Source organism: Paenibacillus campi, assembly GCF_034659835.1.
GTDB lineage: Bacteria > Bacillota > Bacilli > Paenibacillales > Paenibacillaceae > Saccharibacillus > Saccharibacillus campi.
Map to the genome: position 1 here is coordinate 1,219,250 of NZ_JAXSQZ010000001.1, position 26,124 is coordinate 1,245,373.

Below are 26,124 nucleotides of genomic sequence, written 5' to 3' on the forward strand. Positions count from 1 at the left end.
GCTGAAAGTACACATATCACATAGTTGCTCCACACAACTACTGGCTTAATAAACGATCCAACCATTTACTTGATGAGCAACAATGTGTAAATACAAACGACAATGACTAACGCGCTTAGAGTACGTTATAACATGCATCAGCAAAAAGCTGGTCGTCATCCGGCGGCAACGATGCGGACCACCGTCCATTCGATCAGGCAGTGCATCTTTGTCGCAGTCGATAGCCATCTTTTAACGATCCGGTAAAGGAGAGATGCAGCAATGAAAGTATCGCTATTTATTACTTGTCTAAGTGATGCGATCTATCCACAGGTCGGTGAGGCGATGGTGCGGCTGTTAGCGGCGCACGGGGTCAAGCTGGATTTTCCGACCGTACAAACCTGTTGCGGGCAGCCATCCTACAACAGTGGCTATTGGGAGGAAACACGTACCGCTGCCAAAACGATTTTGCAAGCGTTCCAACACAGTGACTTTGTCGTCTCGCCCTCCGGTTCATGCACGTATATGATTCATCATTATGCCGAGCTGTTTAAAGATGATCCCGTATGGTTGGAGCAGGCGCAGTCACTGGAAGCGAAAACGTATGAATTTACCCAATTTGTAGTGCAAGTGCTGGGCATTACTGATGTTGGCGCTCATTTTCCGCACCGGGTGACGTATCATCCATCTTGTCATGGCAGCCGTCTGCTCGGTGTGCGCGAGGAACCGATTGCATTGTTGTCGCATGTGCGTGGATTGGAGCTGGTGCCATTGCCATTTGCCGACGATTGTTGTGGATTTGGCGGTACTTTTGCCGTCAAAATGGCGGACATTTCCGGTTCAATGGTGACGGAAAAAGTCGATCATATTAAAGAAACCGAGGCGGAAGTGCTTGTCGGTTTGGATATGGCATGTTTGATGAATATCGCTGGTAATTTGCGCCATCGCGGCGAGCAGGTGCGGGTGATGCATTTGGCAGAGTTGTTGTATGAGGGGGTGGCGGTACGATGAATACGAGCGGGAACGTGTCCGACAGTGTGAAACAGCGTGCTGATATCGCCTTAAACAATGACTTTTTACGCAAAGCGGTTCGTTTTACGACCGAACGGCTGCGCAATGGCAAGCAAAACGCTGCCACTGAACACGGTAACTGGGAGGAATGGCGCGAGCGTGGCAGACAGATTCGTCTGCATACGATCGCACATCTTGATTATTATTTGAATCTGTTTGTGGACAATGCGCGCGCGAACGGTGTACATGTTCATTTTGCTCAAAATACAGCGGCTGCGACCGAGATCGTGATGACGATCGCCCGTCATAAAGCGGCAAAGTCGGTCGTCAAATCGAAGTCGATGGTGTCGGAGGAATTGCATATTAATCATGCGCTGGAACAAGCAGGCATCGAAGCGGTTGAAAGCGATCTCGGTGAATACATTATTCAGCTTGCCGGTGAAGGGCCATCCCATATCGTCATTCCTGCGATTCACAAAAACCGTTACCAGATTGCCGAGTTATTATCCGAGGATGCCGGAGAGGAACTGCCGCCGGATACGACCGTGCTGGCTGGTTATGTGCGGCGCAAGCTGCGTCAAAAGTTTCTCGATGCCGATATCGGTATGACCGGCTGCAATTTTGCGATTGCTGAAACCGGCTCAATGGTACTGTTTGAAAATGAAGGCAATGCCCGTATGGTCACGACCGTACCAAAAACGCAAATTACACTGATGGGCATGGAGCGCATTATTCCGTCATGGGCGGATTTGGAAGTGATGGCGACGCTATTGCCGCGTTCGGCAACCGGTCAGCGGCTGACGATGTACATGTCCGGTATTACCGGGCCTAAACGTCAACAAGATGGTGATGGGCCGGAAGAAATGCATATCGTTATCGTCGATAACGGTCGTTCTGAGCAGCTTGGTGATCCGGAATTTCAGGAGTTGCTCAATTGTATTCGCTGTGGTGCATGTCTGAATGTGTGCCCGGTATACAGGCAGATTGGTGGACATTCGTACGGAGGGACATATAGTGGCCCGATCGGCGCGGTATTAACACCAGCGCTCAACCGTAATGTGGCGGAATGGGATGATATCGCCAATGCATCCAGTTTGTGCGGAGCATGTTATGAAGCATGCCCAGTGAAAATTCCGCTGCATGATATGCTCGTCTATCTACGCCGCCGCAAGGTGGAGCGTGGACACGGAAACCGCTGGGAATCGCTTGGCATGAAAAGTTTTGCGGTCGTGATGGGCAATTCCAAACGTCTCGGTGCAGCGCTGAAAATAGGACGGTTGTTCCAGAAGCCGGTCGTTCATAATGGCACCATTTCATTAAAGATTGGCCCGCTCAAAGGCTGGAATACGTATCGGAATATGCCCCAGCTGGCAGAGCAACCATTTCGTGAGCGCTGGTCTGAATTAGAACAGCAGCTAGCGCAGGAACGGGTGACGATGGATGCAGCGCTGACAGAGCGGATGGAACAACTCGTTCAAGCGAGACAACGAAGCCAAAGAGGTGACTCCGATGAATCGTAATCCCCATTCATCTACCAACATATCGAACACATCAAAATGTAGCGATATCGAACCGCCAGTATCGTCTATTGTTACACATGCTACGCAAGGTGAAGACGTTCAGCTACCGTGGCTTGCGGAACTGGAACAACGTTCGCGGCGAGATCAGCAGACATTTATCGATCATATTTCATCCCGACTTGGACGTCCAGCAGCTAGCGAGCCACCGGCTCATCCATTTCGCGGTGCACCAACCCTATGGAATGAATGGAGCTGGAATGAGCGGGAACGTGTAGAGCGGTTTACGATTCATTTTCAAGAAGTTGGCGGTTATGTCGTAGCGGTTGACAGTCTGGAAGCAGCAGGTGAGTGGATCGTCCGTTATGCACAGGAATTGAAAGCACGTGAGATTGTACGCCAGCAGCAACCTGAGCTAGAACAGCTTCGTTTAGAGCAGCAACTGCCTGATGTGCATATCGCAGCCTGGAATGAAAATGAGCAGCTCGACTGGCGCGCGATAGCGGCAGGGGCGGATATCGGCATTGTAATGGCAGAAGGCGCAGCCGCTTATACCGGAACGGTAATGGTCACTTCATCTGCTGTACAGGGGCGAGCGGTCAGTCTGCTGCCGACGGTATGTATCGTATTATTGCCTAGAGAACGTCTATATACACGACTGGGCGAGCTGCTAATTCCACTAGATCAGCGCGGACGTGAACAATTGCCTGCTGGTATACATTTTATATCAGGGCCAAGCCGTTCATCAGATATCGAAAATGATCTGACGATCGGTGTGCATGGGCCTGGGATTATTTATACATTGTTGATCGGTTGAATAGGATAGTACAGTAATAGCTTGGTTAAGCAGTCGAAGTGAATATGGAATCAAATAAAAAGGTCATCCTGTGGAGGATGACCTTATGTATATGGGATTGTTTAAAAATGCACAACTCAAATGTTGATGAATCCATCATATTATCGAGCGACTATTTTGCCAATTGCTCTGTTTCTGTACCAGAATCATTGAACATTTGATCGATATACTGGCGTAACCGTACCTCATCCACACCAAGCACTGCCGCACCACGCACCGTTTTTGCTTCCAGCAACGAGTTAGGCGGAATTTGCACTTTCACTGTGCGATTCACATTCACATCTAGCCCAAGTCGTGACAGTTTGAGCATCGTAAACGTTGGCATATTTGTTTCAATATAAGGGGCGACACCGTTTAGAATGCCGGGCAGTTTGATCAGTGAGCTTGAACTTTGCAGTTTCGCCGCCAGTGCTGTTAGAAACTTACGCTGGCGCTCTGTACGTGTAAAATCCGATGTGGCATCATGACGGAAACGTACATATTGCAGCGCATGTGTACCATCGAGTGTTTGCAATCCTTTTTGGAGATCGATATCGTAGCGGTGTCCATCGCCGCCATCGGTATATTTCATATCTTTTTCCACATCGATCTCTACGCCGCCGACGGTATCAACTAGTGATTTAAAGCCTTCAAAATCGATTTTGACATAATGATCAATCGAAATGCCGAGCAGCTTACTGACCGTTTCCATCGCCAGCGGTGCACCGCCATACGAATAAGCGGCATTAATACGACTGTAACCGTGCCCTGGTATATCGACATACGTATCACGCAAAATAGACATTAGATACGTTCGCTTCGTAACCGGATCGATCGTAGCAACCATCATCGAATCGGAGCGCCCGTTGCTATCGGCATCCCGACTGTCTGTACCGAGCAATAACAAATGCACCGGTTGTGTACCATCCCATTCCGGAATGTCCGGCAACTCGCCACCTTTGCCTGCGCCAGATGGATCAACATCCGCATTGCTGCGCTCGGCTGTAGTGATCGATGAAGCAAAATGAGCGATAGAATAGGCGTAATAACTAGCTATACTACCACCTGCAAGCAAGATGATCAGCAAAAACCATTTCCATACTTTGAATGATTTTTTCAAAAAAACACTCCTTCCACTATTCGGTATGAGTTAAAATTCCAACCAACATACCGAATAGATTACAACGTATTCCGGTCATTCGACCTGTAGCAACCTTATAAATGATAGACAGAAAAGAACATAATGTCAATTTTATAACGTTTTAATAGCGATTTTGAAATTAAAAAATTAATTTTATTTGCGAAAAGATGTCATATATTCTGATTTGGTTACATTTACTATTTTAGTTCATAAGGGAGTCACTAAAATAGCAGAACAGGTTGCATCCAGCTACAATATGCTTTATACTGTATTAATAGTAATAATTACGATTAATCTAATAGAGAAATGGAGTGTTTATGTTTGGCTAAAAAATCAAAAGTTGTTCGCCAACGCCAGCGTGAGGCATTGGTTGCCAAATATGCGGCAAAACGTCGTCAATTGAAAGAAGCAGGGGATTACGAAGCGCTGAGCAAGCTGCCGCGTGATTCTTCACCTACTCGTTTGCACAATCGTTGTCAAGTAACCGGACGTCCGCATGGATATTTGAGCAAATTCAAAGTATCCCGGATCGTTTTCCGCGAACTTGCGTATCAAGGGCAAATTCCTGGTGTAAAAAAGGCGAGCTGGTAATTGTGACATGATGGTCGGATGATCATTTGCATGAGTGATTAGTAAAAAGCGGTCTGTTGCCTGTATCGGTCGGCAGACTGCTTTTTCGGCAAAAATTACTTGAAAGCGCTATAAATGATGCTATAATGATAGCAAATGATGGATTGTTACCGGAATGCCGGGCGAAACCTGATTTGGCAAAAGTTTGTACATTTGTGTACATGCTGTTGCTGGGTCAGGTTTTTTGTTTGTCAAGGTATTAGTAAAATGTATTTGTAACCGTTTGCAGATAGTGTATTGACCTCTTTACAGATTGAATTTAACTATGCTCATAACGACTACATTTTATAGCTATGAAAGGCGGAGAGAGGATGCAAACAACGAATACTCGATCGATCGTCGTAATGATTATGTTGCTATTGCTGTGCACATGGAGCATAAACGGTTTGGCTACGGCGGCAGGCAACAATGAGAACAGTAGTAAGGAAAGCAGCAAGAGCAGCAGTAGGGAGAGTGAACATAATATGGCAACTACATCAGCATACGCCTATCAGGCGAGCCTTACACAACCAACTTCACAAGCTATTTTTAACGGGATTAAGGCGGAATCTGCCTATACATGGACATGGCTTGGTATTCCTTATGCCAAACCTCCGGTCGGTGAGTTACGTTGGCGTGCTCCGCAAACACCGACAGCAACGCCAGCGCAGACGATCGCGGCGACTACGTTACCACAAATATGTACGCAACTTGTCAACGACAAAGTGGTAGGTAGCGAAGATTGCTTATATTTGAACATTTATCGTCCGGCAACAACGGAGGAATCATTGCCTGTACTTGTATTTTTGCATGGAGGCGGCAATGTAACTGGGAGCGGCGGTTCATTTGATGGAAGTGTGCTGGCGGCAAAAACGAATGCAGTAATTGTAACGATCAACTATCGTCTAGGACTGCTCGGCTGGATGCGTTCGCCAGCACTGCTTACCGGTAATGCTGCCGAAGATTCTGGGAATTTTGCGTTACTTGATCAGATACAAGCGCTAAAGTGGGTGCAGCAGCATATCGCCAGCTTTGGCGGTAATGCGGCAAATGTGACGCTTGGCGGACAATCGGCAGGTGCGCGCGATGTGCTTGCGTTAACCATTTCGCCGCTCGCAAAAGGATTGTTTGTCAAAGCGATGCCACTAAGCGGCGGGATGACTACTAGCTCACCGGCACAAGGTGAAGCGTATGATAACGAGAAGCTGGCGGCTGTACTAGTGAAAGCGGGTAAAGTACAGACGATAGCCGAAGGTGTTCGCTATTTAAAACAAACCTCTCCTACCGAGTTGGCACAAACATTGCGCAGCCTGGATAGCGGTCTGCTCGTGGAAGCGGTCGGTAAGGTCATGATCCGTATGTCTGAATTTCCGCATCTGTTTACCGATGGCACCGTGTTACCAGAGCAAGGCTTTAATATTATCGATCATGGACAATACAACCGTGTGCCGATGCTGATCGGCAGCATGCAGCATGAATTCAACGCTTTTGCTGCCTTTGATCCGATATTTTTTACCAGCTTTATGAAAAATGATTGGCAGCCAACACTGCAAAAACAGTTCTGGCAAGCGACCGCATACGGAAGCGAACTGTATTCTTCATTCAACGCTGATCAAGTCGCTGCCAAATACAGCCAAGACCCGCAAGCCCAAAATATGTATGCCTACCGGTTCGCGTGGGGATTGGATGGCGACGGCTTAAAAGTACCAGCCAAATATTTGGCGGCTACGCACGGTGTAGATTTGGACTTTTTGACCGGAGCGTTTGACAAAAGTGCCTTTGCCGCCTTATTCAAACATCAATTTTATACAGCAGCCAATGAAAAAGGTCGCCTTGCCCTGGCGGATCGTTATCGCGACTATGTGTCTAACTTTTTGCACGGACGCTCGATCCAATCCGGCGGGTTAATGCCGTGGAGCACATGGCAACAATCCGGCAAATTGATGAAGTTGGATGCGACCGCAACAACGGTATACACTGAAATGATCAAAGGCAAGCCGGATGCCGATGCGCTTAAAACACAAATTGAAGCTTCGCTCACACCACAAGCGAAAGCGGTCGTATGGGATAAAGTGCTAAATGGACGCTTTTTCTTTGATCCGCAGTATTGAGGCAAGTTTGCGATGAAGTAAGAAGTAAGAAGTAAGAAGCATGGGGAGCGAAGCGATCAACAACACTGCGCAATAGACATTGTAAGAAGTATGGAGTGGGAGATATAGGGGGTGTATGATCCAACTACGCGGGATCAAGCGAGGTGAACAGGGCGCGATCATCCATATGCATGACAGCAATAATTAGAGTAAAACTTGATGTGAGCAACTTTAGTACCAATGTTCAATAAACTATAAAACAGCAGCAGATGATCGTGTTCTTTTTCGATCATCTGCTGCTGTTATGTTGTCTCCCTTAAATTCATCATATAACGATCTCATGCTCACTTGATTATAAATACATTTAAATCGATACGTTCAAACCTGCTTTTTGATTGAAACAACGTACTACCCGCGTGCTGCTATTTTTCATGTATACGCCCTTACTAAGCTTTACTGCAATGATGAAGAAGAAGCACGGTTAGCTGATGTGTCGACTTTACGAATCGCTTTGTAATATTTGTTTTTATGGCTGACGATAATGCAATCACGTGTGCTGCGATTGCGGAATTTGTAAATCGGTGTGTCGACACTGAGCATATTGCTATCACCATTTTTATAAGAAGTATCAATCAGTGAGTTATCATCATCCACCTGATCAAAACTGCTAATATTACGTTCCACTTTACCTAGTTTTGGTCCAACTTTGATCGTGCTAACGGCTGGGTCCATCATAATCCGATACGTACCATTGCGAAAATGGATAATTGGATATTCCCATGCTGAGCTGGAAACGATCTGGCTTGTATGATTTTGTAAACCCGAACTGACCGCATCGATCGCTTGTTCCGCATACATAGGGACAGGAGCGGCGATAAAAGACGCCATAATCGGTGCAAACCAATACGCTTTCATAATTGTATGTCATACTCCTTTCGTACAGGCGAATGCCGGCTAATCACGCATAAACTGCATTCTATGTTATATCATAATATAAATGAGGCGGCGGTTTCAAAGGTAGGTTGCTGATTTGTATGATTTTAATTAAATATGTATTTTATACGGATTATATAGTAAAAACTGGAATTGTACAGCTTTTATTAAGGTTAGGCTAAGTTTTGAGCATGACTTTGAGAACTACATCGGTAGAAGTGGTTACTATAGAAATTGCGTTATTTTAAAAATAAATGGTAGCCTTCAAAATGGGCTATGCATAGAGTATATTGAAGCGATGCGACAAAGTGTATCCGTTTATATATAATAAACAGAGAGTAGCGTTTGGCGTGTATCCAAAATGAAGCAGGTGATTCGGTGGCTGTTAAAATAACATTAGAAAATTTTTTTGATATCGATTCAGAGGAGTTTGAGTTATCGTCGTTTATGGTGTTTTGCGGGGATAATAGCAGTGGCAAGACGCATTTGGTGAAGCTGTTGTCGACGGTGGATCATGTGTTGAGGGACACACAAGGAGCAAGCAAAGTTTTTTCGTTTCGATCGAGCATGTTTGAGTCTTCTGAATTACAGCTATTGCAGGAGTGCTTGCAATACGATTCTGAAAAACAACATGGAGAATTTTTAATACAAAATGATAAAAAAGAAAAAATTTATGACATGATTGAGAAGTATGTAGATACGCTTTTTCACGAGAACAAAGAAAAGATTTTTGTAAGTGCATTTCCTGATAGCATCATACAAAAATTGGGCAAGCTAAAGTTTCGTTTTACTGACAGACATGATATTCGTATTTTAATTAAAAGGTTGAATACGTTTGATCATGTAAGCATTGATGAAGAAATTCGTGTTCAATATCGTTTGGAGGTCAAGATCAACGACAATACATTGTTTGGAGCATTATCGTCTACTAAAGATGAGCCTGTAGCTGATATGTTGAAAAGGCTATTACCAGGTAATTTTATATTTATGACTCTACTTGCTTACAAAATTAATTTTCCTAGCGGTAGTGCTGATATGTTGTATCTGCCTGCTTCTAGAGAAGCATATACGCGAGATTACGATTATTTTCTATCTACGGGTGACCTTTTTTTAGAAAATGGGTTTGAAATAAAAGAAACTGAACTTTATGCAAATGATAGTAAAAGAAACAATCACAGCGATGATCCTTTTGTAGAGCGATATGTACAGCAGTTCATCTCATCTTTTAAATGGGACAAGAGCAATAACAATCAAAAAATAGTCGATTTTTTGGAAAATAATATTTTAAAAGCAAAAGTAATGTTCAATGAAGGCAAACTAAGATACAAATTAGAAAACGATCAAGAAATCTCGACCATTCAAGCATCATCAATGCAAAATGAATACTCTTTTTTTGCACGTTTAATTCAAACAGATCGCTATAAAAGTCTAGTGATCGAAGAACCCGAAGCCCACCTATCCTTACCGAACGCGATCCGCTTTACATTTGTACTGCTAGCGCTACATCAAAAGGGCTATAACATATGGATTACGACCCACAATACATTTATCGCAGATACGATTAATAATTTTATTTTGATGAGCAAGCTAGAACAGGAAAAACAACTCCAATTTTTAAAACAATTTCAGATCGATTCCATGCTCACACACATTGAGCCGCAAAGAGTCGATGAAATTAATGCATTATACATCAAAAAAGAAGGTATTCATTATTTAGAGAAAAATAATCAAGGGATTATTTTCAAACAATTCATTAAACAAATCAATCAATTTGTCGATTTGACAGCTGAACTTCAAAACGAATTTTGGGAAGATGATGATGAATAAACATCCGATGAATAGTGATCCATTATATTATCATTCCCGTTTTGACAAGAGATTACCTAAAGATGTGTTAAATGGTAATCTGCCAAAAATACAGCAACTTAATAGCATTCAACAACTACAACATATTGAAGTATGTCAAGACAATCAGCATCATAACATCGAAATCCCAATCGATTTGGCTAATTACATTAGTAAAAATTTTAATTTTGATGAATATATAGTGTATCAATATGGAAATAGCAGTCTAAAAAAAGAAGAAAGTTTATATCATACGATCAAAGGAGGAGATGATCGACAGAAAAAATGCGATCTATCGTATATTTTGATCAATAAACATACGTATGAAGCGACTTTTCTGCTGGGAGAGATCAAATATTGTTTAACAATCGAACAATTTTTTAAAGCAAGACGTCAAATCGTATCTACGTTAACAGATTTATTTATTATTTATTCCTTATTGCAAGTATTTCCATCCAATAGTGTACACGTAAAATGTATCCTTTTTACAAAGGATGACAATAGTATCCCTAAGTCCACACGTAACAAAAGTATCAATACAAGAATATACAAAGATGAGAAAGGGAATCCGATTCCTATCGATTTTGTTATTCATGAGTATACAAATAGAAAAATATTTTGCGGGATCGATCATCGCCGTGAAATGAACAATTTTGATGAAGCCATTATACATCAATTGTCTACCGTTAAAAGCATATTAAAGCCGTTAGATTTTCAAATTGAAGTGTTGCCCTAACAAGCGATTTATACAAAACATTTCAAATCCGTTCATTTACTTAAGCTAAATGGGTAATTCATTGTATACCCCATGTTTTCACTGTACATGTTCAGTGTTCCGACACGTTCATAAACACGACATAGCTCTTGATTCCGTAATGATTCCCATCGTATAGGAGTGATGAACCGTGACCCCAACAATGACAAACGCTTCACGTAAAGCTAAAGCAGAGCAATGGAGACAAGTACTGAGCGAATTATATAACAAATTCCAACAGCATGGACAGCAAGCGGTAGACAGCTTTGACGAAGAAGATATCCATCAAGCGCGCGTCAATTGCCGTAAGCTAATGACATTGCTGCGTATTCTCGATCCAGACGATACAACCGAATTGCTCCCGCTGTTCAAAAAAGCGCAAAAACGGCTTGGCAAAGTGCGTGACGAAGACGTATTGATCGATGCGTTTAAACAACGCCGTAAACAAGCAAAACAGCAGCAACATGCTCATCTTGTCCAATTGCTCAAAGCGGTAATCAACGAGCAAAAAGACCATCGCCGTGTTTATCGCGAGCAGCTCGTAAGCAAACTGCCCAAATTACAAGGCAAAAAGCTACGTCGCAAATGGGAGCCTTTTTTAGAGCAGCAACTACCGCAACTTGTCGCTATTGCTGATGTGAACCGGCTTATGCGTGAATTGGAAATCGCCTATGAGCAAAAAAAGCAGCATTATCGCCATAGCGCTAAACAGCAAGGGTTGGAAGCGGACGATACGCTGGCTGCGCTCCATCAAGTACGGATTGCCGCCAAAGAGCTGCGCTATACGGCTGAAGCGGCAAGCTTTGCGCTTAACGCCAAATTCCGCGAACATGAAAACGTGTACAAAAATATCCAAAAACAGCTCGGTCATATTAACGACCGCCATGTCTGGATTGAAGCGCTGGAAGAACTGAAACCGGAGCGCGTAAAATTTGATGAACAGGTGAGAGACGAGCTGATCGGTGAGCTACGACACGAAATGAACATAGCTATTCACGAAAATGAGCGAGTGATTTAGCTTCCTTGCCACATAGGGATCACTTTTATGCTACATTTGGGTAATATGTAGATACTGACACTTCAGTCCTACTACACATCATTCTAGCAAAAGGAGCGATTATCATGTCCAAACATAAAAATTGGGTGCTGGCTGCTGGCGATTCGATTCATTTAAAGGATATCGATCCGAAACATACAGGCAAGTATAAAAACAAAGCCGATATCGAACCGGAAAAAGCCCAGCTAGCGGCAATTTTCGAGGATTTGCAGCCTAAGCTGTTTGCCAGCAAAAAGCATGCGGTATTGTTCGTCTTTCAGGGCATGGATTGCAGCGGTAAAGACGGTGTAATTAACAAAGTATTTAGCATTTCGAACCCAGCTGGTATTCACACGTACAGCTTTAAAGCGCCCACATCAGAGGAGCTAAGCCATGATTATTTGTGGCGTGCCCACCAACATGTGCCAGCACATGGGTATATCGCTACATTTAATCGGTCATATTATGAAGATGTGCTCATTACGCGGGTGCACGGTCAAGTAAGCGACGAGCAGGCGCATACGCGTTTCCGGCAAATTAACGATTTTGAACGAATGCTAGAGGAAAATGGGGTACGGGTCGTTAAAATATTTTTGCATATTTCCAAACGGTTCCAGTTGGAAAAGCTAATCGATCGTGTGGAAAAGCCGCATAAAAACTGGAAGTTCGATGAAGGCGATTTACAGGAACGCCAGTATTGGGATCAATACCAGCAATGTTATGAAGACCTGTTCAAACATTGCGCAACCGAGCAGCATCCGTGGCATATCGTGCCTGCCGATCATCGCTGGTATCGTGATCTGGCAGTGTTGCAGATTGTAACGGAAACGCTGGCAGAAATGAATCTATCTTATCCCGATCCGATTCCAGAGCTGCAAGAACATTTGCCAGCTATGGTTGCTGAACTGGAAAAGTTGAAGAAAAAATAACTTCTGTACCGGGGCGATATGGTATAGTATCGACCTGGAAACGAAAAGACCTTTGCTCGCAGTGATATCGAGTAAAGGTCTTTGTTTAAAGCGATCATAACTGTATATAGTAGCTTGCGCATATGGATGTAGGTGGAGTTAGGGCTAGCGTTTGCTGCTTTCGCACTTGGTTGTGCTACTCCGATTCGTTCACGCTTGGCTTCCGCTGCAAAATGCGCCACACCGTTTATTTTGCTGACAGCTTGTACGTAGCACGTTCTGTATTCAAATGCACGTTTGCATCATCGATTTGGTCGATGCGCAAATCATGTGTAATAATTTCATACGTATCGCCAGGCACAGGCACGGTTTCGCCATCGTCATTTTGTGTATGACCTTCACCGCGCAGCAGCAGTGCACTTTCCAAATAATCATCGATCTCATTATCTTGGCTACGCTCATCTACGCCAGACAATGTAAAATGTACCGTATCGGTATCGTCTAACTCCTGTTTTTCGATAATTAGCGTCGTTCCAATATAGCGGTGTAGCCATTCCTGTACTTGTTGGATATCGTTTTGTTCCGTCATTGTGATCAGTCCTTTGTTATAAATTCGTGGAGCTTATAGGGTACAGTTTACTCATCAAGCATAGGCGCTTTGCCCTCTAGCCTTCTTTTACCCGATCGCTTGCTTTCATAATCGGATCACCTAAGTATAGTATTTAAATTATTTAAAGTACAAACGAAACGAATATACATGGTACAATGAAAGATGGCTCAATTGTATATATCTTATGTTTACGTAGCGAGATCATCTTTTACGTACGTATTCAGAGATCGGATCACCACCAAAGATGCGCTAGATGTATAAAATAACATCGCGATCAATACATAATTAATATACATTTGTAGGTCTTTTACCGCATTTACAGTTATGACGTTCTCGTGCATAATTTTGTATACAAGCCAGTTTACAGCGGACATGTCTGTATGACGTTTAAACGTATAACGTACAGCATAACCTTGTTAATTTGGCTTTTTTGCCTGTGTTCTCCAATCAGGTTTATAAAAGATAGCTCATTTTCAGATGTGCGACAACTGGGGAATTGTGGAATAATGCCCGTATTGCGGAGAAGCTGGACAATGAACTTGGTGCTTTAAGCACATTGTCTTTTTGAAAAGATGCGGCTTAGTGAGCATTTATGTTAAGATGTGATTCACTTGTTGTCCAGGGCGGTATATTCGATAGACTTCGATATTGTTCCCGACGAGCCTGTCTGCACACTGCCTAATGGCATATTGATATAGATACGAATAGGCATATTACTTCTTTACGCTATAGAAGTCCACAAGCACTGCTTATATACAGACAGATAGAGCATCTCTGCGTGAGCTAGAGAATAGGAGGGGTAAGGATGAATAGCAATCACAATCATGGCGGGAATGTCCACGGACGCGCGTACAATATCGTTGCGCTGCATATGATGGAATGGAACCCGATGAAGTTGCGGGAATGGTGTTTACCTCAGGAATATAACATCGAGATTGAACATATTATTAATATATTGCCTCATGTCCAATCTTCGGATGAACTAGGACAGCAGCTTTATTGGATTATGCAAAAATATTTTGGAGCTTATGCGAAGTGTACGGATCGCGAATGTTACGATGTAGCGGAGCGTATGTATACCGATTTGCAAGCCGTACCCGAGCAGGCGCGTCCGCTCGCTTCTTTTCACATGTGTGACGACCGGATCGTATTTGGTATCCGCGAAGGCAGTTTGTATCGCCGTTTCAACACTTCCGATTAAGTAAATACAATGTATAACGTAAACGATGCAGCTTGTGACTGGGCTGCATTTTTGCTGTGTCATCCAATAATGGCATAGTGAACAGTTTCGAATAGCACGAGTTTGCATTAAAATATAGATCGTTTTCCGAATGTTGCTGAAAAAAATTGTAAATCGGTTTTTACAGCCCATTTTCATAACTATCATCGTAAAAGTTCGTGAAAATATACAAAAGATCGCTTTGCGATAGTTTCCGACCTGCTTTTCAAACAAAAAAACGAACATTAATATATATTAACTATTGACCATTCGTATATTATTCGTTAATATACGATATGTAGCTCGCTGTTAGACCGTTTGAACGATGCGCTATTACAATAATAAGCGTACATTAAATAGTTTGAATATCATTAATATTCGTATATCCTCGAAAATAAGGTTCGAGGGTTTCTACAAGGAACCGCAAATTCCTGGCTACGGATAGGATGCTTTGGCATACCTGTTCGCTGGCTGGGAATTTTTTGTTGTCTTGTCGATCAAGGTTCTGTTTTGTTATGCCCGCCTTTGCCGGTTTGAAATAGGATGGATATACAGAACGAACATATGGATCGGTTGGAACCGTAGCCGCCAGTAAGCAGATGCATGCTACGATAATGAATACAGGTGGGGGATACGATATGATGAATAAATATGATTGCATCGTTGTAGGAGCAGGGCCAGCAGGCATTTTTGCTTGTTATGAGCTGACACGCATTGCGCCGGATTGGAAAGTGCTGTTGATTGATAAAGGGCATACTATTTACAATCGGAATTGTCCGATTATGCAGGAGAAAATTCAATTTTGTCCGCCACCAGCAGGTAAAAAGGATTTTGCCGGCTGTTTGCCAGCGTGCTCGGTAACAGCAGGTTTTGGTGGAGCGGGTGCTTACAGTGACGGTAAATTTAATATTACGACCGAATTTGGCGGCTGGTTGACCGATTATTTGCCAGGTTCGCGTGTAGAAGATTTAATTCGTTATGTCGATAGCATTAATTTGGAGCATGGGGCAACCGAAAGCATTACCGATCCGACTACCGATGTAATTCGTGAAATTGAACAACGTGGCTATGCGTCCGGTCTGAAGCTGCTGCGCGCTGAAGTGCGCCATTTGGGAACCGAGCAAAATTTGGAAATTTTAAAATCGATTTATGAGTATTTAAACACACGGATCGATATGGTGTATAAAGCTGAAGTGGAAGATATTATAACCGTCAAAGAAGACGGCAAGCACCGGATTACAGGCATTGTGACGAAAAAGGGCGACACGTATGAGTCCGACAATGTGATGATCGCGCCGGGACGTGACGGTTCGGCATGGCTGACCGATATTTTGAAAAAACGTCGGCTGAAAATGTACAACAATCAGGTCGATGTCGGTGTACGTGTGGAAACATCGGATGTAGTCATGCAGGAGATTAATAAGCATCTGTATGAAGGCAAATTTATTTTTAACACCTCTGTTGGCACACGGGTGCGCACATTTTGCAGCAATCCGTCCGGTCATGTGGTGGTGGAAAACCATAGCGGTGTGATGGCGGCGAATGGGCACTCATTTAAAGACCCGGCACTCGGTTCGCGTAATACGAACTTTGCGCTACTCGTGTCGCACAAATTTACCGAGCCATTTGACAAGCCAAACGAATATGCGCGCGAAATTTGCCGTCGTGCTAATGATTTATCGAGCGGCGGCGTCATTGTGCAGAAGTTTGGCGATATTTTGCGCGGACGCCGTTCGACGACTGATCGGATCAAAGAAGGCTTTTTGGAGCCGACATTGAAGGAAGCGGTGCCTGGCGATCTTGGACTCGTACTGCCTTACAATACGATGAAAAGTTTGATCGAAATGGTGCAGGCATTGGAAGGTGTCACACCGGGCATCGCATCTGAGCATACATTATTTTATGGGGTAGAAGCGAAATTTTACTCGGCACGCCCGAAACTGAGCGAAAATCTCGAAACCGAGATCGACGGATTGTACTGCGGCGGCGACGGTGCAGGCGTAACACGCGGACTCGCGCAAGCAGGCGCGGCTGGCGTATGGATTGCACGCAGCATGCATACACGCAAAGGCAGCCATAGCCGTGTACCGGCGACAGTAGTTTGAGTTGGTGTGTACGTTTAGATGAAATGAGTCATTATTCCATAAAAATATATCCAAACGTATTCACGATTAAGCGATTATAAGAGGAACGTATCGTAAATTAAAGCGAGACAAGATAGGATATGAACGAAATAGCTTCCATTACTATTAGCGGTCGCAGATTCGTTTCATACACATGAGTGGAAATGTTTGCCATTGTACGGGTTGAGCTTGTTCCTGTCAGCTCGACCATTGGATAGTGGTGCAGTCCATTAACGAACAGAATAAAATCTCTATCATCCAAACCGGCTTTTGCGTAAAAGAAAAGCCGGTTTTTGGCGAGCACAATCGATCACCTTAACGAACGGTGTATCAAAGTTGACACCGTATTCATTTATCGCCTATAGTTGGGTTAAAACTTACTTTTCGTAAGTTTTATCATCGTTGTTTTCACGATCTATAATGAGAACACGAGCAGCGGAGGGCGATAACACTGCTGGGCACAGGCAAGCAAGATGATGCGACGATTGGAGAGGGCATGTTATGAAGATGATCATTTTCGGAGCTACTGGTAAAACAGGTCGTGAACTGCTGCTACAAGGATTGGAGCAAGGGCATGAGGTGACTGCTTTTGTACGCAATCCGGACAAGCTGAATATGGAACATCCGCTCTTATATGTCGTGCAAGGCGATGTCACAAGCTATGATGATGTGAATGCGGCATTGGCGGCAAAGCATTATGATACCGTATTTTCTGCATTAGGTGCCAAAACTCCGTTTCAACGCAATCTCCGTCTAGTGGAAGCGGTGCGTCATATTACACGTGCAGCAGCCGAACAGCAGGCAGGCAAAATCGTGCATATTTCATTTGTCGGCACGAGAAAAGATGCAGGCAAGCTTGGCTGGTTATACCGTTTGGTGACTCCATTATTGATGCGAAATTTGCTTGCCGATCATCGGGATAAAGAGAAGATTATCGCTGCCGGTGCAGCGAATTGGGTACTTGTACAGCCACCGTTATTAACGAATGGAGAACGCACAGGCAGCTATTATTACGAAACGGCGATTCGCCAGCTGCCTACTAGCAAAAAGAAGCTGTCACGAGCGAATTTGGCGGAATTTATGCTTAAACAAGCACAGCAATCCGAGCATGATCGCAAAGCGGTTATGGTGAGTGAATAAAATAAATACAACCGAAAAGAGCGGCTAATCATCGGCATAAACTGACCTGTAAATGCAACAAAGGCAGATCGATCCGAAATCAGCGGCTCTTTGCGTATAGACGACGGTTTAGACGGTACCTTCGATCCAATCGAACATACGCGCAATGGCTTGCCTATGTACATGCTCTGGCATATGGTGCCCGTACTGCTCATACCAGTGTACAGTAAATGGCTTATGCAGTTGTTCCAGCCGCTCGCGCATCAGCTTACCGTGACCGGAATCAACTTGCCTATCTTGTTCGCCATGAATGATCAGCACCGGACAGTCGAGCTGCGGTGCAAGCGCCACCGGTGATCGCGCTGCATAACGTTCCGGGTATTTACCGGTGGAACCGCCGATTACACGTTTAAGCATCCGGCGCAAATCGATACGTTCCGCATATGTCAGCGCCAAATCCGCAACACCGCCCCATAATACGAGCCGATATATCCCTTGCCCATTATCGCTATGCCGCCATGTTGCTGCCGCCAGCGTAGCATTCACCGAGCCGCGTGAGAAGCCCATCAAACTGATGCGCGCTGCATTCACATACGGTAGCGTACTAAGCCAATCCAGCGCAGACCGCACATCTTGCGCATCTGCACCGCCAAACTGATCCCAGCCTTCGCCGCCTTCTGCTCCCCGATAACAAGGCGCAAACACCAACTGACCATGCTGGGCAAAACGCTCCAACCATGTCGCCCGCACACTGCCAACCCGTCCAATCCCACCTCGGCAATATACAAATACCGATAAATGCTGTCCTTGCACATCCTCATGCGGATGACGTAGCGGACAGGCGATTTCTTCCACTTCCAGATCATTTCTACCATAAAATCGTCGCAACGAAAGCTCCAACGCCTCCTTGGCGACGTTCATGCCATAAGGTAGCGCTACATATCCTTTTACTTTATACGTATCCGATACATAACTGACACGATAAATCATACCTTCATCTCCCATCTTGTCGAAGCATATGCTGTCTTGGGTATTATTTCATACATAAACATTCGCGTCGATGGGGAAACGGGGGGAGGAGCTATATTTAATAGCCTATTTATATTAGTGAATTTATGTTGAATGTTTAAATAAATAGAAAATTTAAAATTTTTCTCTCAAGTGTGTTAGTGAATAAATTAAATATGATAAGAGCTAAGTTTAAATTAAATATCCTTTTGAGTTTAAGAAAAAGAAAAGATAATTCTGTAAAGTAGATAGGATAATATAAAAACTGCTCTTGTTTGATCTTAAACATGTAGTAAAAAATTTTCACTCCCTATAAAATAAAAAAAGAATTCGGTGAAGATTTATATAGTGAAAATACATAAAGGAGAGTGCATATGTTTTTAGATTTATGGCGCTTTTTAAAGAAATACTGGATTTTTTTGATGATTGGAACCTTATTTATCTTGGTGTTGGTTATTTGTGAATATATATTTATTGTCAAAGATTATAATTGGGTAAAAAAAGCAGTGGAAATTTATAAAAAAAGTGGGAAAGTGTATTTTAGTTGTTTCTTTTTGCTTATGAGTGGGTATTTGGTGTCTTCTGTATATAAGTTTCACAAAAACCCAGAAAACTTTACAGACGATTTATGGAAATATAGAAAAATATTATACACATTATTTATTGTTTTTGTTGGATTGGGAATTATTTGCGGATATATTGATTATAAAAATTGGCATGTTCTCTTGCAATTAGTAGCATTCGTCATATTCGCAGATTTAGGGGTTTTCCAGACTCCTAATATTACAAAAATATGGAATGCTGAATTCCAGCAACGAACAAAAATCGAGAAAGTAATTGAGGTGAATACCGATTTCATTCAATCCACTTCCATAAAACTTCAAGTATTTTCAGAGGTTATCACACAAACAGAGGCGTATTTCGAACCTAAAGGGCTACGCCCTCAAAACTGGAATGACTATCAAAGAGAATTGAAGCAATATTTACATTTATATACAGGAAAATTTAGATTTAAATTAGAACTATTTCATTTCAAATCTGAATTAGAAGATGATGTGACAAAGGAAAATATTGACAAAGCTCTAAGCAAGCTTGAAACGCTATTTTTATATGAAATTGACGATACACCTGGAAAAGAGAATGCTCCAAGTCAAAGAATGCAATTTGTAAATGAATTTCTAGTTGGTAAAGGCGTAGTTGTTGATCAAAAAAAGCTTATTATTGTGCCGATTTTCGGAGGGAAAAGCGCTTTGCTTGGAGTCCGGGCAAGTGAAGGCTCATCCGTTGATGACGTAGATATCAACAATATTATCAATCTCGTACGTATCTTTCATTGGTACATGACTTAGTTCTGTGATATAATTTTTGTAATATGAAACCAAGGAGGAGATTATAGTGGTTAAAGTTGCAAATCGTGTAGAAGGAAAAAAAGCTCCACGTCCTCATGGTGCACAGAAAGAATCGGCTAAAGTCACACGGGACATGAAAGTATCGATTGCGGACGGGTTTAAGGATATACGAGAGATGAATAAGAAACTATTAAACAGTTTAAAATCCTAAGATCGAATTTAATATAGACAGGAGAGGGCGAGAAACCTTCTTCTGTTTTTTTATAAAGCGGACTATGTCTACATATCATGGATAAAGTAGAAAGTCGGAAGCGTAATATTATGGTGTTGGTAAAAAGGAAAAAATGCTCAAAAATATACTATACAAACAACCCTGATTGGCATTGGAAATTACAATTAAACAAAATGTACTAGGGCGTGTCTTCAAATCGTCAACGTCGTCATTTCATCGGTCGATATGGTCACGTTTTAAATGAATGAAGCTAGCTGGATGTACAGCAATAGTCTAATAAAAACAAACCACGTCGAGCTACCTGTAAAGCAGTTTAAAGACACGCCCTAGTAATGAAAAACGAGTATACTGGCTACATAAACTGGATGAATAATTCGAAGACCTTGTGGCAATCCGCAAGGTCTTTTTTTAACTCTTGCTTATCGATCATATCAACAATAACGTAAAACGACACACCCTAGTTCGACACATTCACCAACAATCGCTACAATTAAAACAATCAACAGATCACAACATGGAGGTGATAGTGATGAACAATGCGCGTTGGAAGTTGTATCCGTTAGGTGATGCCGCCGTGCTAATTGAATTTGGGCAGCGGATTGGCTTAGATGTGTTGGCATATGTGCAGCAGGCATTACGATCATTGGAACAAGAGCGCATTACGGGTGTAGTGGAATATGTGCCATCATATACAACGTTAACGGTATATTATGATATGGAGCAGTGGCTGGATCGTAACGACTCGGCAGTAACGCCATATGAAGCGATCTGCACGTTGTTGCAAACACGGTTGTCCGCATTATTTCAGCGACAGTTTGCGGATGCTGCATCGCCACCACCATTGTTCCGTATTCCGGTCTGTTATGGTGGACAGTATGGGCCTGATTTGGCAGAAGTTGCTGCGTATCATCGTCTATCGACAGCAGAAGTAGTTCGTTTACATAGCAGTGTTGATTATACGATTTATGCGCTCGGTTTTGCACCTGGTTTTCCGTATTTAGGTGGGATGCCGGAGTCCATTGCGGTACCACGGCGCAATACGCCTAGACTGCGCATACCGGCTGGTTCGGTCGGTATTGCCGGTATGCAGACGGGCATTTATCCATTGGAGACGCCGGGCGGTTGGCAGTTGATTGGACGAACGCCGGTGCGTCTGTTTCGACCGGAGCAAGAGCCGCCGGTATGGTTGGAGAGCGGTGGGAAAGTGCAGTTTTATGCGATTACGCCTGCTGAATATGCGCAATGGCAGCTAAAAGAAGCGACAACTAGTACGGACAGAGATAGATACAAAGACTAATCGGTTGCTATGATGTGAACCATTTTGAAATTTGATGTTTATCCTATGCTAATATCGTTATCGTTCAGTAATTGAACTAGCTTTAAACTTCAAATGAACCTTATAAATAAATCTCGGTCGATCTGCTACACCGTCTCCATTCAAAATCAGGTTTGCACGTATTTAAACGTGCTTATAATCAAGTGATAATGAGAGGGATGTATGATGGATTAAAATGAGACAGACAATGTACTACGTCGATGAGCACTTTAAATATATTTTAATATTGTAAAGGTTTCCGCTATGAATAAACATACCTAGCCAATTTAACATCAAGATTGAAAGCATTTAAGCTTAAAAGCAGTCAATGTGCTACAACCAAACGGCAAAACAAAGTGGCGAAAGGAGTATAGCGCAATATGAGCATACAAATCGAAAAGCCGGGCATGCTGTCCACGGTGCAGGATATGGGTAGAATAGGTTATGCACGTTATGGCATTAGCACAACCGGAGCGATGGACACGCTCGCCCATATGTTGGCGAATTGGCTGGTTGGCAATGATGAAGCGGCGGCTACGCTGGAAATTACGTGGTCTGGATTTGCTGCCACTGTGCTAGAAGATAGCTGGATTGCGATTACAGGCGGTGATCTGGAACCGATGTTGGATGAGTTGCCATTGCCGATGTGGAGACCTGTATATGTGCGCAAAGGGAGCCGAATTGCTTTCCGCCAGGCGATTAATGGTTGTCGCGCGTATATCGCGATTGCGGGCGGCTGGTATGTAAAAGCGGTGCTGAATAGCTATAGCACCTATTTAAAAGCAGGTATTGGCGGATTGGACGGTCGTGCCCTGCAAGCGGGAGATATGTTGTATAGTCGCGTCCATATTAGCATAATGGAGACGGTTAATACGATCGCTGTCTGTAATACTAAAGCTCCTATCCATAGTCAGGATCATACGATTAACCCGATCCAAACGGTCGATGGGATGATCGCAGACGAGCATGGCAGAAATACAAACACAAACACAAACACAAACACAAACACAAACACAAACACAATTACAAAGGCAATGATGCTAATCGATGCAGACAGCCAGACTTTGCCAAACGATCAGCCGTCATCTGCAATAGGAGTAGTTCTGTCCAAGGCTACGCATGCTATAAATTCTGCACCATGCAAACCTGTACGTTGGAGGATCAGTTCTCATATGCTGCCACATTATCATTATGAAGTGACGATTCGTATCGTTACCGGACGGCAATGGGATGATTTTGATGAGCATGCGCAGCGGCATTTGTTGGAACAGCCTTATCGTGTAAGCCCGCAGTCGGATCGGATGGGTTATCGTCTGACAGGTGCAGCATTACCGCTTAAACAGCCTGGTCAATATTTATCCGAAGCAGTTGCTCATGGGACGATACAGGTTCCGCCAGATGGACAGCCGATTATGTTGCTGGCAGATCGGCAAACACTCGGCGGTTATGCCAAAATTGCGCAGGTGATTAGCCTTGATCTGCCACTGCTAGCACAGCTTGCGCCCGGCGCAACGGTGCGTTTTCGACTGATGGAGCTTGCAGAGGCGCAGCGATTATATGTGGAATGGAGACAGGAGCTAAAGCTACTCCAGCGAATGATACAGCTTCGGCTTCCAGCGCTTGGTTTGCCTGTCATGGGGGAGAAGGATAAAGATATCGGGATATAGCAGGACAGTGATGCGTTCGGATAAGATTTGCACAGGCGTGCCAGTATGCTGATCGCTTCAAATATATAATAGTTTGACCAAGGAGTGTACACATCTATGCGTTCGATCGATATCAATTGCGATATGGGAGAAAGTTTTGGCATTTATCAGCTTGGACAAGATGACGAGCTAATGGCACAGGTGACGTCAGCCAATATTGCATGCGGTTTTCATGCTGGTGATCCGTCTGTAATGCGCAAGTCGGTACAGGCGGCGTTGCGGCATGATGTAGCAATTGGTGCGCATCCGGGTTTTGCCGATTTGGCTGGATTTGGACGGAGACAGATCGTATTGTCACCAGACGAAGTGCGTGACTTAATTACGTATCAAATGGGTGCATTGCAGGCATTTGTGCAGCAGGAAGGCGGCAAATTACATCATGTGAAGCCGCATGGTGCGCTGTACAATATGGCGGCTGTGTCTGCGCCGCTTGCGGAGGCGATTGCAGGGGCGATTGCCGATCTGGATCAATCGCTTATTTTATACGGATTGTCTGGGAGTGAACTTATTCGTGCTGGACATGCAGCAGGTTTGAAAGTAGCAAGCGAAGTATTTGCTGACCGTACTTACCAAGCAGACGGTACATTAACACCCCGAACTCATGCGAATGCCTTATTACAAAATGCTGATCAAGCTGCCGCACAAATCATCCATATGCTACATACGCGTACTGTACGTGCAATTGATGGTACGTTCGTTGCGATCGAAGCGGATACCGTCTGTATTCATGGAGATGGTGCATATGCTGTAGATTTTGCGCGTGAGCTTAAGGCATGTTTATTTGCCGAAGGAATTGCGTTGGCGGCGATCTGAGGCAGATGCTAAGTGCAGTGGGCTCGCTGGATGTATAGTGATTGGATACTATGCTATACAATGACTATAAAACAGGAGTGCATGGTGCGCAGAGATCAATATCTAAACCTAGACATTACAATATAATGCAGGTTACGTACGGATTACCAAATTACACACTGAGCGCTTACTTTTACGACCAAGGCAGGTGTCCGATTCGCTTGCTCTATTGCACATTTAGTCTGAGCTAGTGCCTTGACCAAGTTAAATGTTGGATTTAAATCCGCTGCATATCCTTATTTATAAAGGGAATCTGTACAGCATCAAACTATGTATTTAAAATGGTCATAGTACTAGTCGTGATGAAATTTATGAACATCAGCTCTTTTCAGACGGAGAGCCAAGCTACCGAAAAGATTAAGTTGGTCAGCTCAATCGTAATTTGACCGAGATTAATCTGAGTGTTGAAGCTAGAGCAAACTTTTATTTATCAAAATGTCAGTACACAATCAAAGTTGAAATTTAACTTGGTCTGCGTACTAGCACTCTCGCGCAACAACAGAAAAGAGGCAGGAAGATGAACGACCGTATCGATTTCAGTACGAACCAACATACAGCCAATAGCGTACTGTACATGCCAGTGCCACCCGATTACATATATACCTATGCATGCCATGAAGATGAGCAGGAGCTATGTTTACTTGAGCTTCGCCGTTTACTAATGAACGATCCAACTTCGCGTTATGTGCGCAGTCCGATCTGTATTGCGCCGGAGCGCAGTCCATTTATCCATCAACGCCTTGATATTTGGATCACCACCGATACGTTGGAGGAATTGGAGCAGCATGTACGTGAACTACAATTAGCAGAACGTAACACAGTCGCAGGTATAGAGATTGAACGAGCTCTGGCAGCAAAGTCCATAGCAGAACGTCGTGTACAATTAGCAGTAAACGTAGCTGCTCTTACATTTAAGCTTGTCTGCCTTGAGGGCGATCGGTCATTGAGCTATGAGGAGAAACGAAGTTTGGAGCGCCGTATCGGTATGAATGTACGCGCTAAAGCGCAGATGAAGCAGCCGGATGTATGGCTAGGCATGATCTACGTTGATGGACAATGGTTATTTGGGCAGCTATGGCAAGGTGAATCGGTATGGCTTCAGCATAATGATAAGCCGCACCATTATTCTACTGCGCTGAGTACGCGTGTTGCTCGTGCCGTCGTTAATATCGCAATGCCGCAAATTGAAAAACGTACGCTACTTGATCCATGCTGTGGAATTGGCACCGTACTGATCGAAGCATTGTCGATGGGCATTAACGTCACCGGCTCCGATCTCAATCCGCTCGCTGTGCAAGGAGCGCGCGCCAATTTGCTATTTTATGGGATGCCGGACATTGTACGTATCGCTGATCTACGGCAGCTGGATGGCATGTATGATGCTGTTATTCTCGATCTGCCCTACAATTTATGTTCGGTGCTGGAAGCAGCAGCACGGCTGGACATGCTGCGAGCGACCACCAGACTGGCTCGGTTACAAGTAATTATTTCGACCGAGCCGCTAGAGCATTCATTGGCGGCAGCCGGGCTTATGTTGAGCGAAGTTTGTCGTTTGCGTAAAGGGCGATTTACCCGGTATGTATGGCTGTGTATGGTGGAGTGAATAGATGCGTTCACTTTCCAATGTAAAATATCAATTGCAAGGGAGCAAATCCAGTAGAATGACGGCGTTAAATGCGCAGTTTAATGTGGTATAAGCTTAAAGAAGTTCATGGGGGATACACGCATATGTGCATATGATGGAGTTGATCGGACAGCATATTAGGCTGGTCAACCCACTAGAGCGTGTACGCAAACTCGTAGGTTGCGAGCTACACTTTGCTGCGGGAAGGAATAAGGACGGACTTTAGTGTTTGCGGTTTCCAAACACGAGGTGCAATGAAATGATGTTTTTGCAAAGCAAAATAACCGACCTCTTTTGAGCACGGGAATC

22 protein-coding genes and 1 riboswitch are annotated in these 26,124 nt (G+C 43.8%); of the genes, 18 read left to right on the forward strand and 4 right to left on the reverse strand.

The window, feature by feature from the left end; all coding sequences use genetic code 11:
• The first annotated feature begins 261 nt into the window (after positions 1-261).
• From U1I11_RS04880 to U1I11_RS04890, 3 genes are read left to right on the forward strand one after another with little or no spacing between them, the layout of a single operon-like run.
• Positions 262-990 (forward strand): (Fe-S)-binding protein, encoded by a 729-nt coding sequence (locus U1I11_RS04880; protein ID WP_322904266.1) that lies wholly within the window; start codon positions 262-264, stop codon positions 988-990.
• Entirely contained in the window at positions 987-2,510 is a 1,524-nt protein-coding gene (locus U1I11_RS04885; RefSeq protein WP_322904267.1) for a LutB/LldF family L-lactate oxidation iron-sulfur protein, read from the forward strand. The genes U1I11_RS04880 and U1I11_RS04885 overlap by 4 nt, the downstream gene beginning before the upstream one ends.
• Positions 2,500-3,324 (forward strand): LutC/YkgG family protein, encoded by an 825-nt coding sequence (locus tag U1I11_RS04890; protein WP_322904268.1) that lies wholly within the window; start codon positions 2,500-2,502, stop codon positions 3,322-3,324. The genes U1I11_RS04885 and U1I11_RS04890 overlap by 11 nt, the downstream gene beginning before the upstream one ends.
• A gap of 151 nt (positions 3,325-3,475) precedes the next feature.
• Here U1I11_RS04890 and U1I11_RS04895 read toward each other — a convergent pair whose 3' ends face one another.
• Positions 3,476-4,462: an LCP family protein gene (locus U1I11_RS04895; protein ID WP_416235441.1), complete on the reverse strand. Its 987-nt coding sequence runs from the start codon at positions 4,460-4,462 to the stop codon at positions 3,476-3,478.
• A gap of 342 nt (positions 4,463-4,804) precedes the next feature.
• Between U1I11_RS04895 and rpsN the strand changes: the two genes are divergently transcribed.
• Positions 4,805-5,074, forward strand: a complete 270-nt coding sequence (rpsN, locus tag U1I11_RS04900) for a 30S ribosomal protein S14 (protein ID WP_322904269.1) — start codon at positions 4,805-4,807, stop codon at positions 5,072-5,074.
• Positions 5,075-5,424: 350 nt separating this feature from the next.
• On the forward strand, positions 5,425-7,203 hold the full coding sequence (locus tag U1I11_RS04905) for a carboxylesterase family protein (protein WP_322904270.1): 1,779 nt from the start codon (positions 5,425-5,427) through the stop codon (positions 7,201-7,203).
• A 432-nt stretch (positions 7,204-7,635) separates the two neighbouring features.
• Here U1I11_RS04905 and U1I11_RS04910 read toward each other — a convergent pair whose 3' ends face one another.
• A complete protein-coding gene (locus U1I11_RS04910; protein ID WP_322904271.1) occupies positions 7,636-8,097 on the reverse strand; it encodes a hypothetical protein in 462 nt (153 codons plus the stop codon).
• A 396-nt stretch (positions 8,098-8,493) separates the two neighbouring features.
• Between U1I11_RS04910 and U1I11_RS04915 the strand changes: the two genes are divergently transcribed.
• The 4 genes from U1I11_RS04915 to U1I11_RS04930 all read left to right on the forward strand — a co-directional run bounded on the left by U1I11_RS04915 (position 8,494) and on the right by U1I11_RS04930 (position 12,679).
• Positions 8,494-9,942: a hypothetical protein gene (locus U1I11_RS04915; RefSeq protein ID WP_322904272.1), complete on the forward strand. Its 1,449-nt coding sequence runs from the start codon at positions 8,494-8,496 to the stop codon at positions 9,940-9,942.
• A complete protein-coding gene (locus U1I11_RS04920; protein ID WP_322904274.1) occupies positions 9,935-10,696 on the forward strand; it encodes a hypothetical protein in 762 nt (253 codons plus the stop codon). The genes U1I11_RS04915 and U1I11_RS04920 overlap by 8 nt, the downstream gene beginning before the upstream one ends.
• A gap of 169 nt (positions 10,697-10,865) precedes the next feature.
• Positions 10,866-11,732, forward strand: coding sequence for a CHAD domain-containing protein (locus U1I11_RS04925; protein WP_322904275.1), 867 nt, complete (start codon positions 10,866-10,868; stop codon positions 11,730-11,732).
• 104 nt (positions 11,733-11,836) lie between these two features.
• Positions 11,837-12,679 (forward strand): PPK2 family polyphosphate kinase, encoded by an 843-nt coding sequence (locus tag U1I11_RS04930; protein ID WP_322904276.1) that lies wholly within the window; start codon positions 11,837-11,839, stop codon positions 12,677-12,679.
• 226 nt (positions 12,680-12,905) lie between these two features.
• Here the strand turns inward: U1I11_RS04930 and ymzB are convergent, their stop codons facing one another.
• Complete coding sequence (gene ymzB / locus U1I11_RS04935; RefSeq protein ID WP_322904277.1) at positions 12,906-13,247, reverse strand: protein YmzB; 342 nt, start codon at positions 13,245-13,247, stop codon at positions 12,906-12,908.
• Between the two features lie 826 nt (positions 13,248-14,073).
• On the opposite strand from ymzB, the gene U1I11_RS04940 reads away from it, so the two are divergent.
• The 3 genes from U1I11_RS04940 to U1I11_RS04950 all read left to right on the forward strand — a co-directional run bounded on the left by U1I11_RS04940 (position 14,074) and on the right by U1I11_RS04950 (position 17,750).
• The gene (locus tag U1I11_RS04940; protein ID WP_322904279.1) at positions 14,074-14,469 is read left to right on the forward strand and encodes a hypothetical protein; all 396 of its coding nucleotides are present in this window, start codon (positions 14,074-14,076) and stop codon (positions 14,467-14,469) included.
• 376 nt (positions 14,470-14,845) lie between these two features.
• Positions 14,846-14,945: riboswitch (purine riboswitch) on the forward strand.
• Positions 14,946-15,128: 183 nt separating this feature from the next.
• The gene (locus U1I11_RS04945) at positions 15,129-16,592 is read left to right on the forward strand and encodes an NAD(P)/FAD-dependent oxidoreductase (RefSeq protein WP_322904527.1); all 1,464 of its coding nucleotides are present in this window, start codon (positions 15,129-15,131) and stop codon (positions 16,590-16,592) included.
• A 519-nt stretch (positions 16,593-17,111) separates the two neighbouring features.
• Positions 17,112-17,750 (forward strand): NAD(P)-dependent oxidoreductase, encoded by a 639-nt coding sequence (locus U1I11_RS04950; RefSeq protein ID WP_322904280.1) that lies wholly within the window; start codon positions 17,112-17,114, stop codon positions 17,748-17,750.
• Positions 17,751-17,858: 108 nt separating this feature from the next.
• Here the strand turns inward: U1I11_RS04950 and U1I11_RS04955 are convergent, their stop codons facing one another.
• The gene (locus tag U1I11_RS04955) at positions 17,859-18,719 is read right to left on the reverse strand and encodes an alpha/beta hydrolase family protein (RefSeq protein WP_322904281.1); all 861 of its coding nucleotides are present in this window, start codon (positions 18,717-18,719) and stop codon (positions 17,859-17,861) included.
• A gap of 392 nt (positions 18,720-19,111) precedes the next feature.
• Between U1I11_RS04955 and U1I11_RS04960 the strand changes: the two genes are divergently transcribed.
• The 6 genes from U1I11_RS04960 (at position 19,112) to U1I11_RS04985 (ending at position 25,794) form a co-directional block, all read left to right on the forward strand.
• Complete coding sequence (locus U1I11_RS04960; RefSeq protein WP_322904282.1) at positions 19,112-20,086, forward strand: type II toxin-antitoxin system SpoIISA family toxin; 975 nt, start codon at positions 19,112-19,114, stop codon at positions 20,084-20,086.
• A gap of 46 nt (positions 20,087-20,132) precedes the next feature.
• Positions 20,133-20,297, forward strand: coding sequence for a hypothetical protein (locus U1I11_RS04965; protein WP_322904283.1), 165 nt, complete (start codon positions 20,133-20,135; stop codon positions 20,295-20,297).
• A gap of 550 nt (positions 20,298-20,847) precedes the next feature.
• Positions 20,848-21,615, forward strand: coding sequence for a 5-oxoprolinase subunit PxpB (gene pxpB / locus U1I11_RS04970; protein WP_322904284.1), 768 nt, complete (start codon positions 20,848-20,850; stop codon positions 21,613-21,615).
• A gap of 398 nt (positions 21,616-22,013) precedes the next feature.
• Entirely contained in the window at positions 22,014-23,300 is a 1,287-nt protein-coding gene (locus U1I11_RS04975; RefSeq protein ID WP_322904285.1) for a 5-oxoprolinase subunit C family protein, read from the forward strand.
• Between the two features lie 96 nt (positions 23,301-23,396).
• Positions 23,397-24,152 (forward strand): LamB/YcsF family protein, encoded by a 756-nt coding sequence (locus U1I11_RS04980; protein ID WP_322904286.1) that lies wholly within the window; start codon positions 23,397-23,399, stop codon positions 24,150-24,152.
• A gap of 556 nt (positions 24,153-24,708) precedes the next feature.
• Entirely contained in the window at positions 24,709-25,794 is a 1,086-nt protein-coding gene (locus tag U1I11_RS04985) for a TRM11 family SAM-dependent methyltransferase (RefSeq protein ID WP_322904288.1), read from the forward strand.
• The last annotated feature ends 330 nt before the right edge of the window (positions 25,795-26,124 follow it).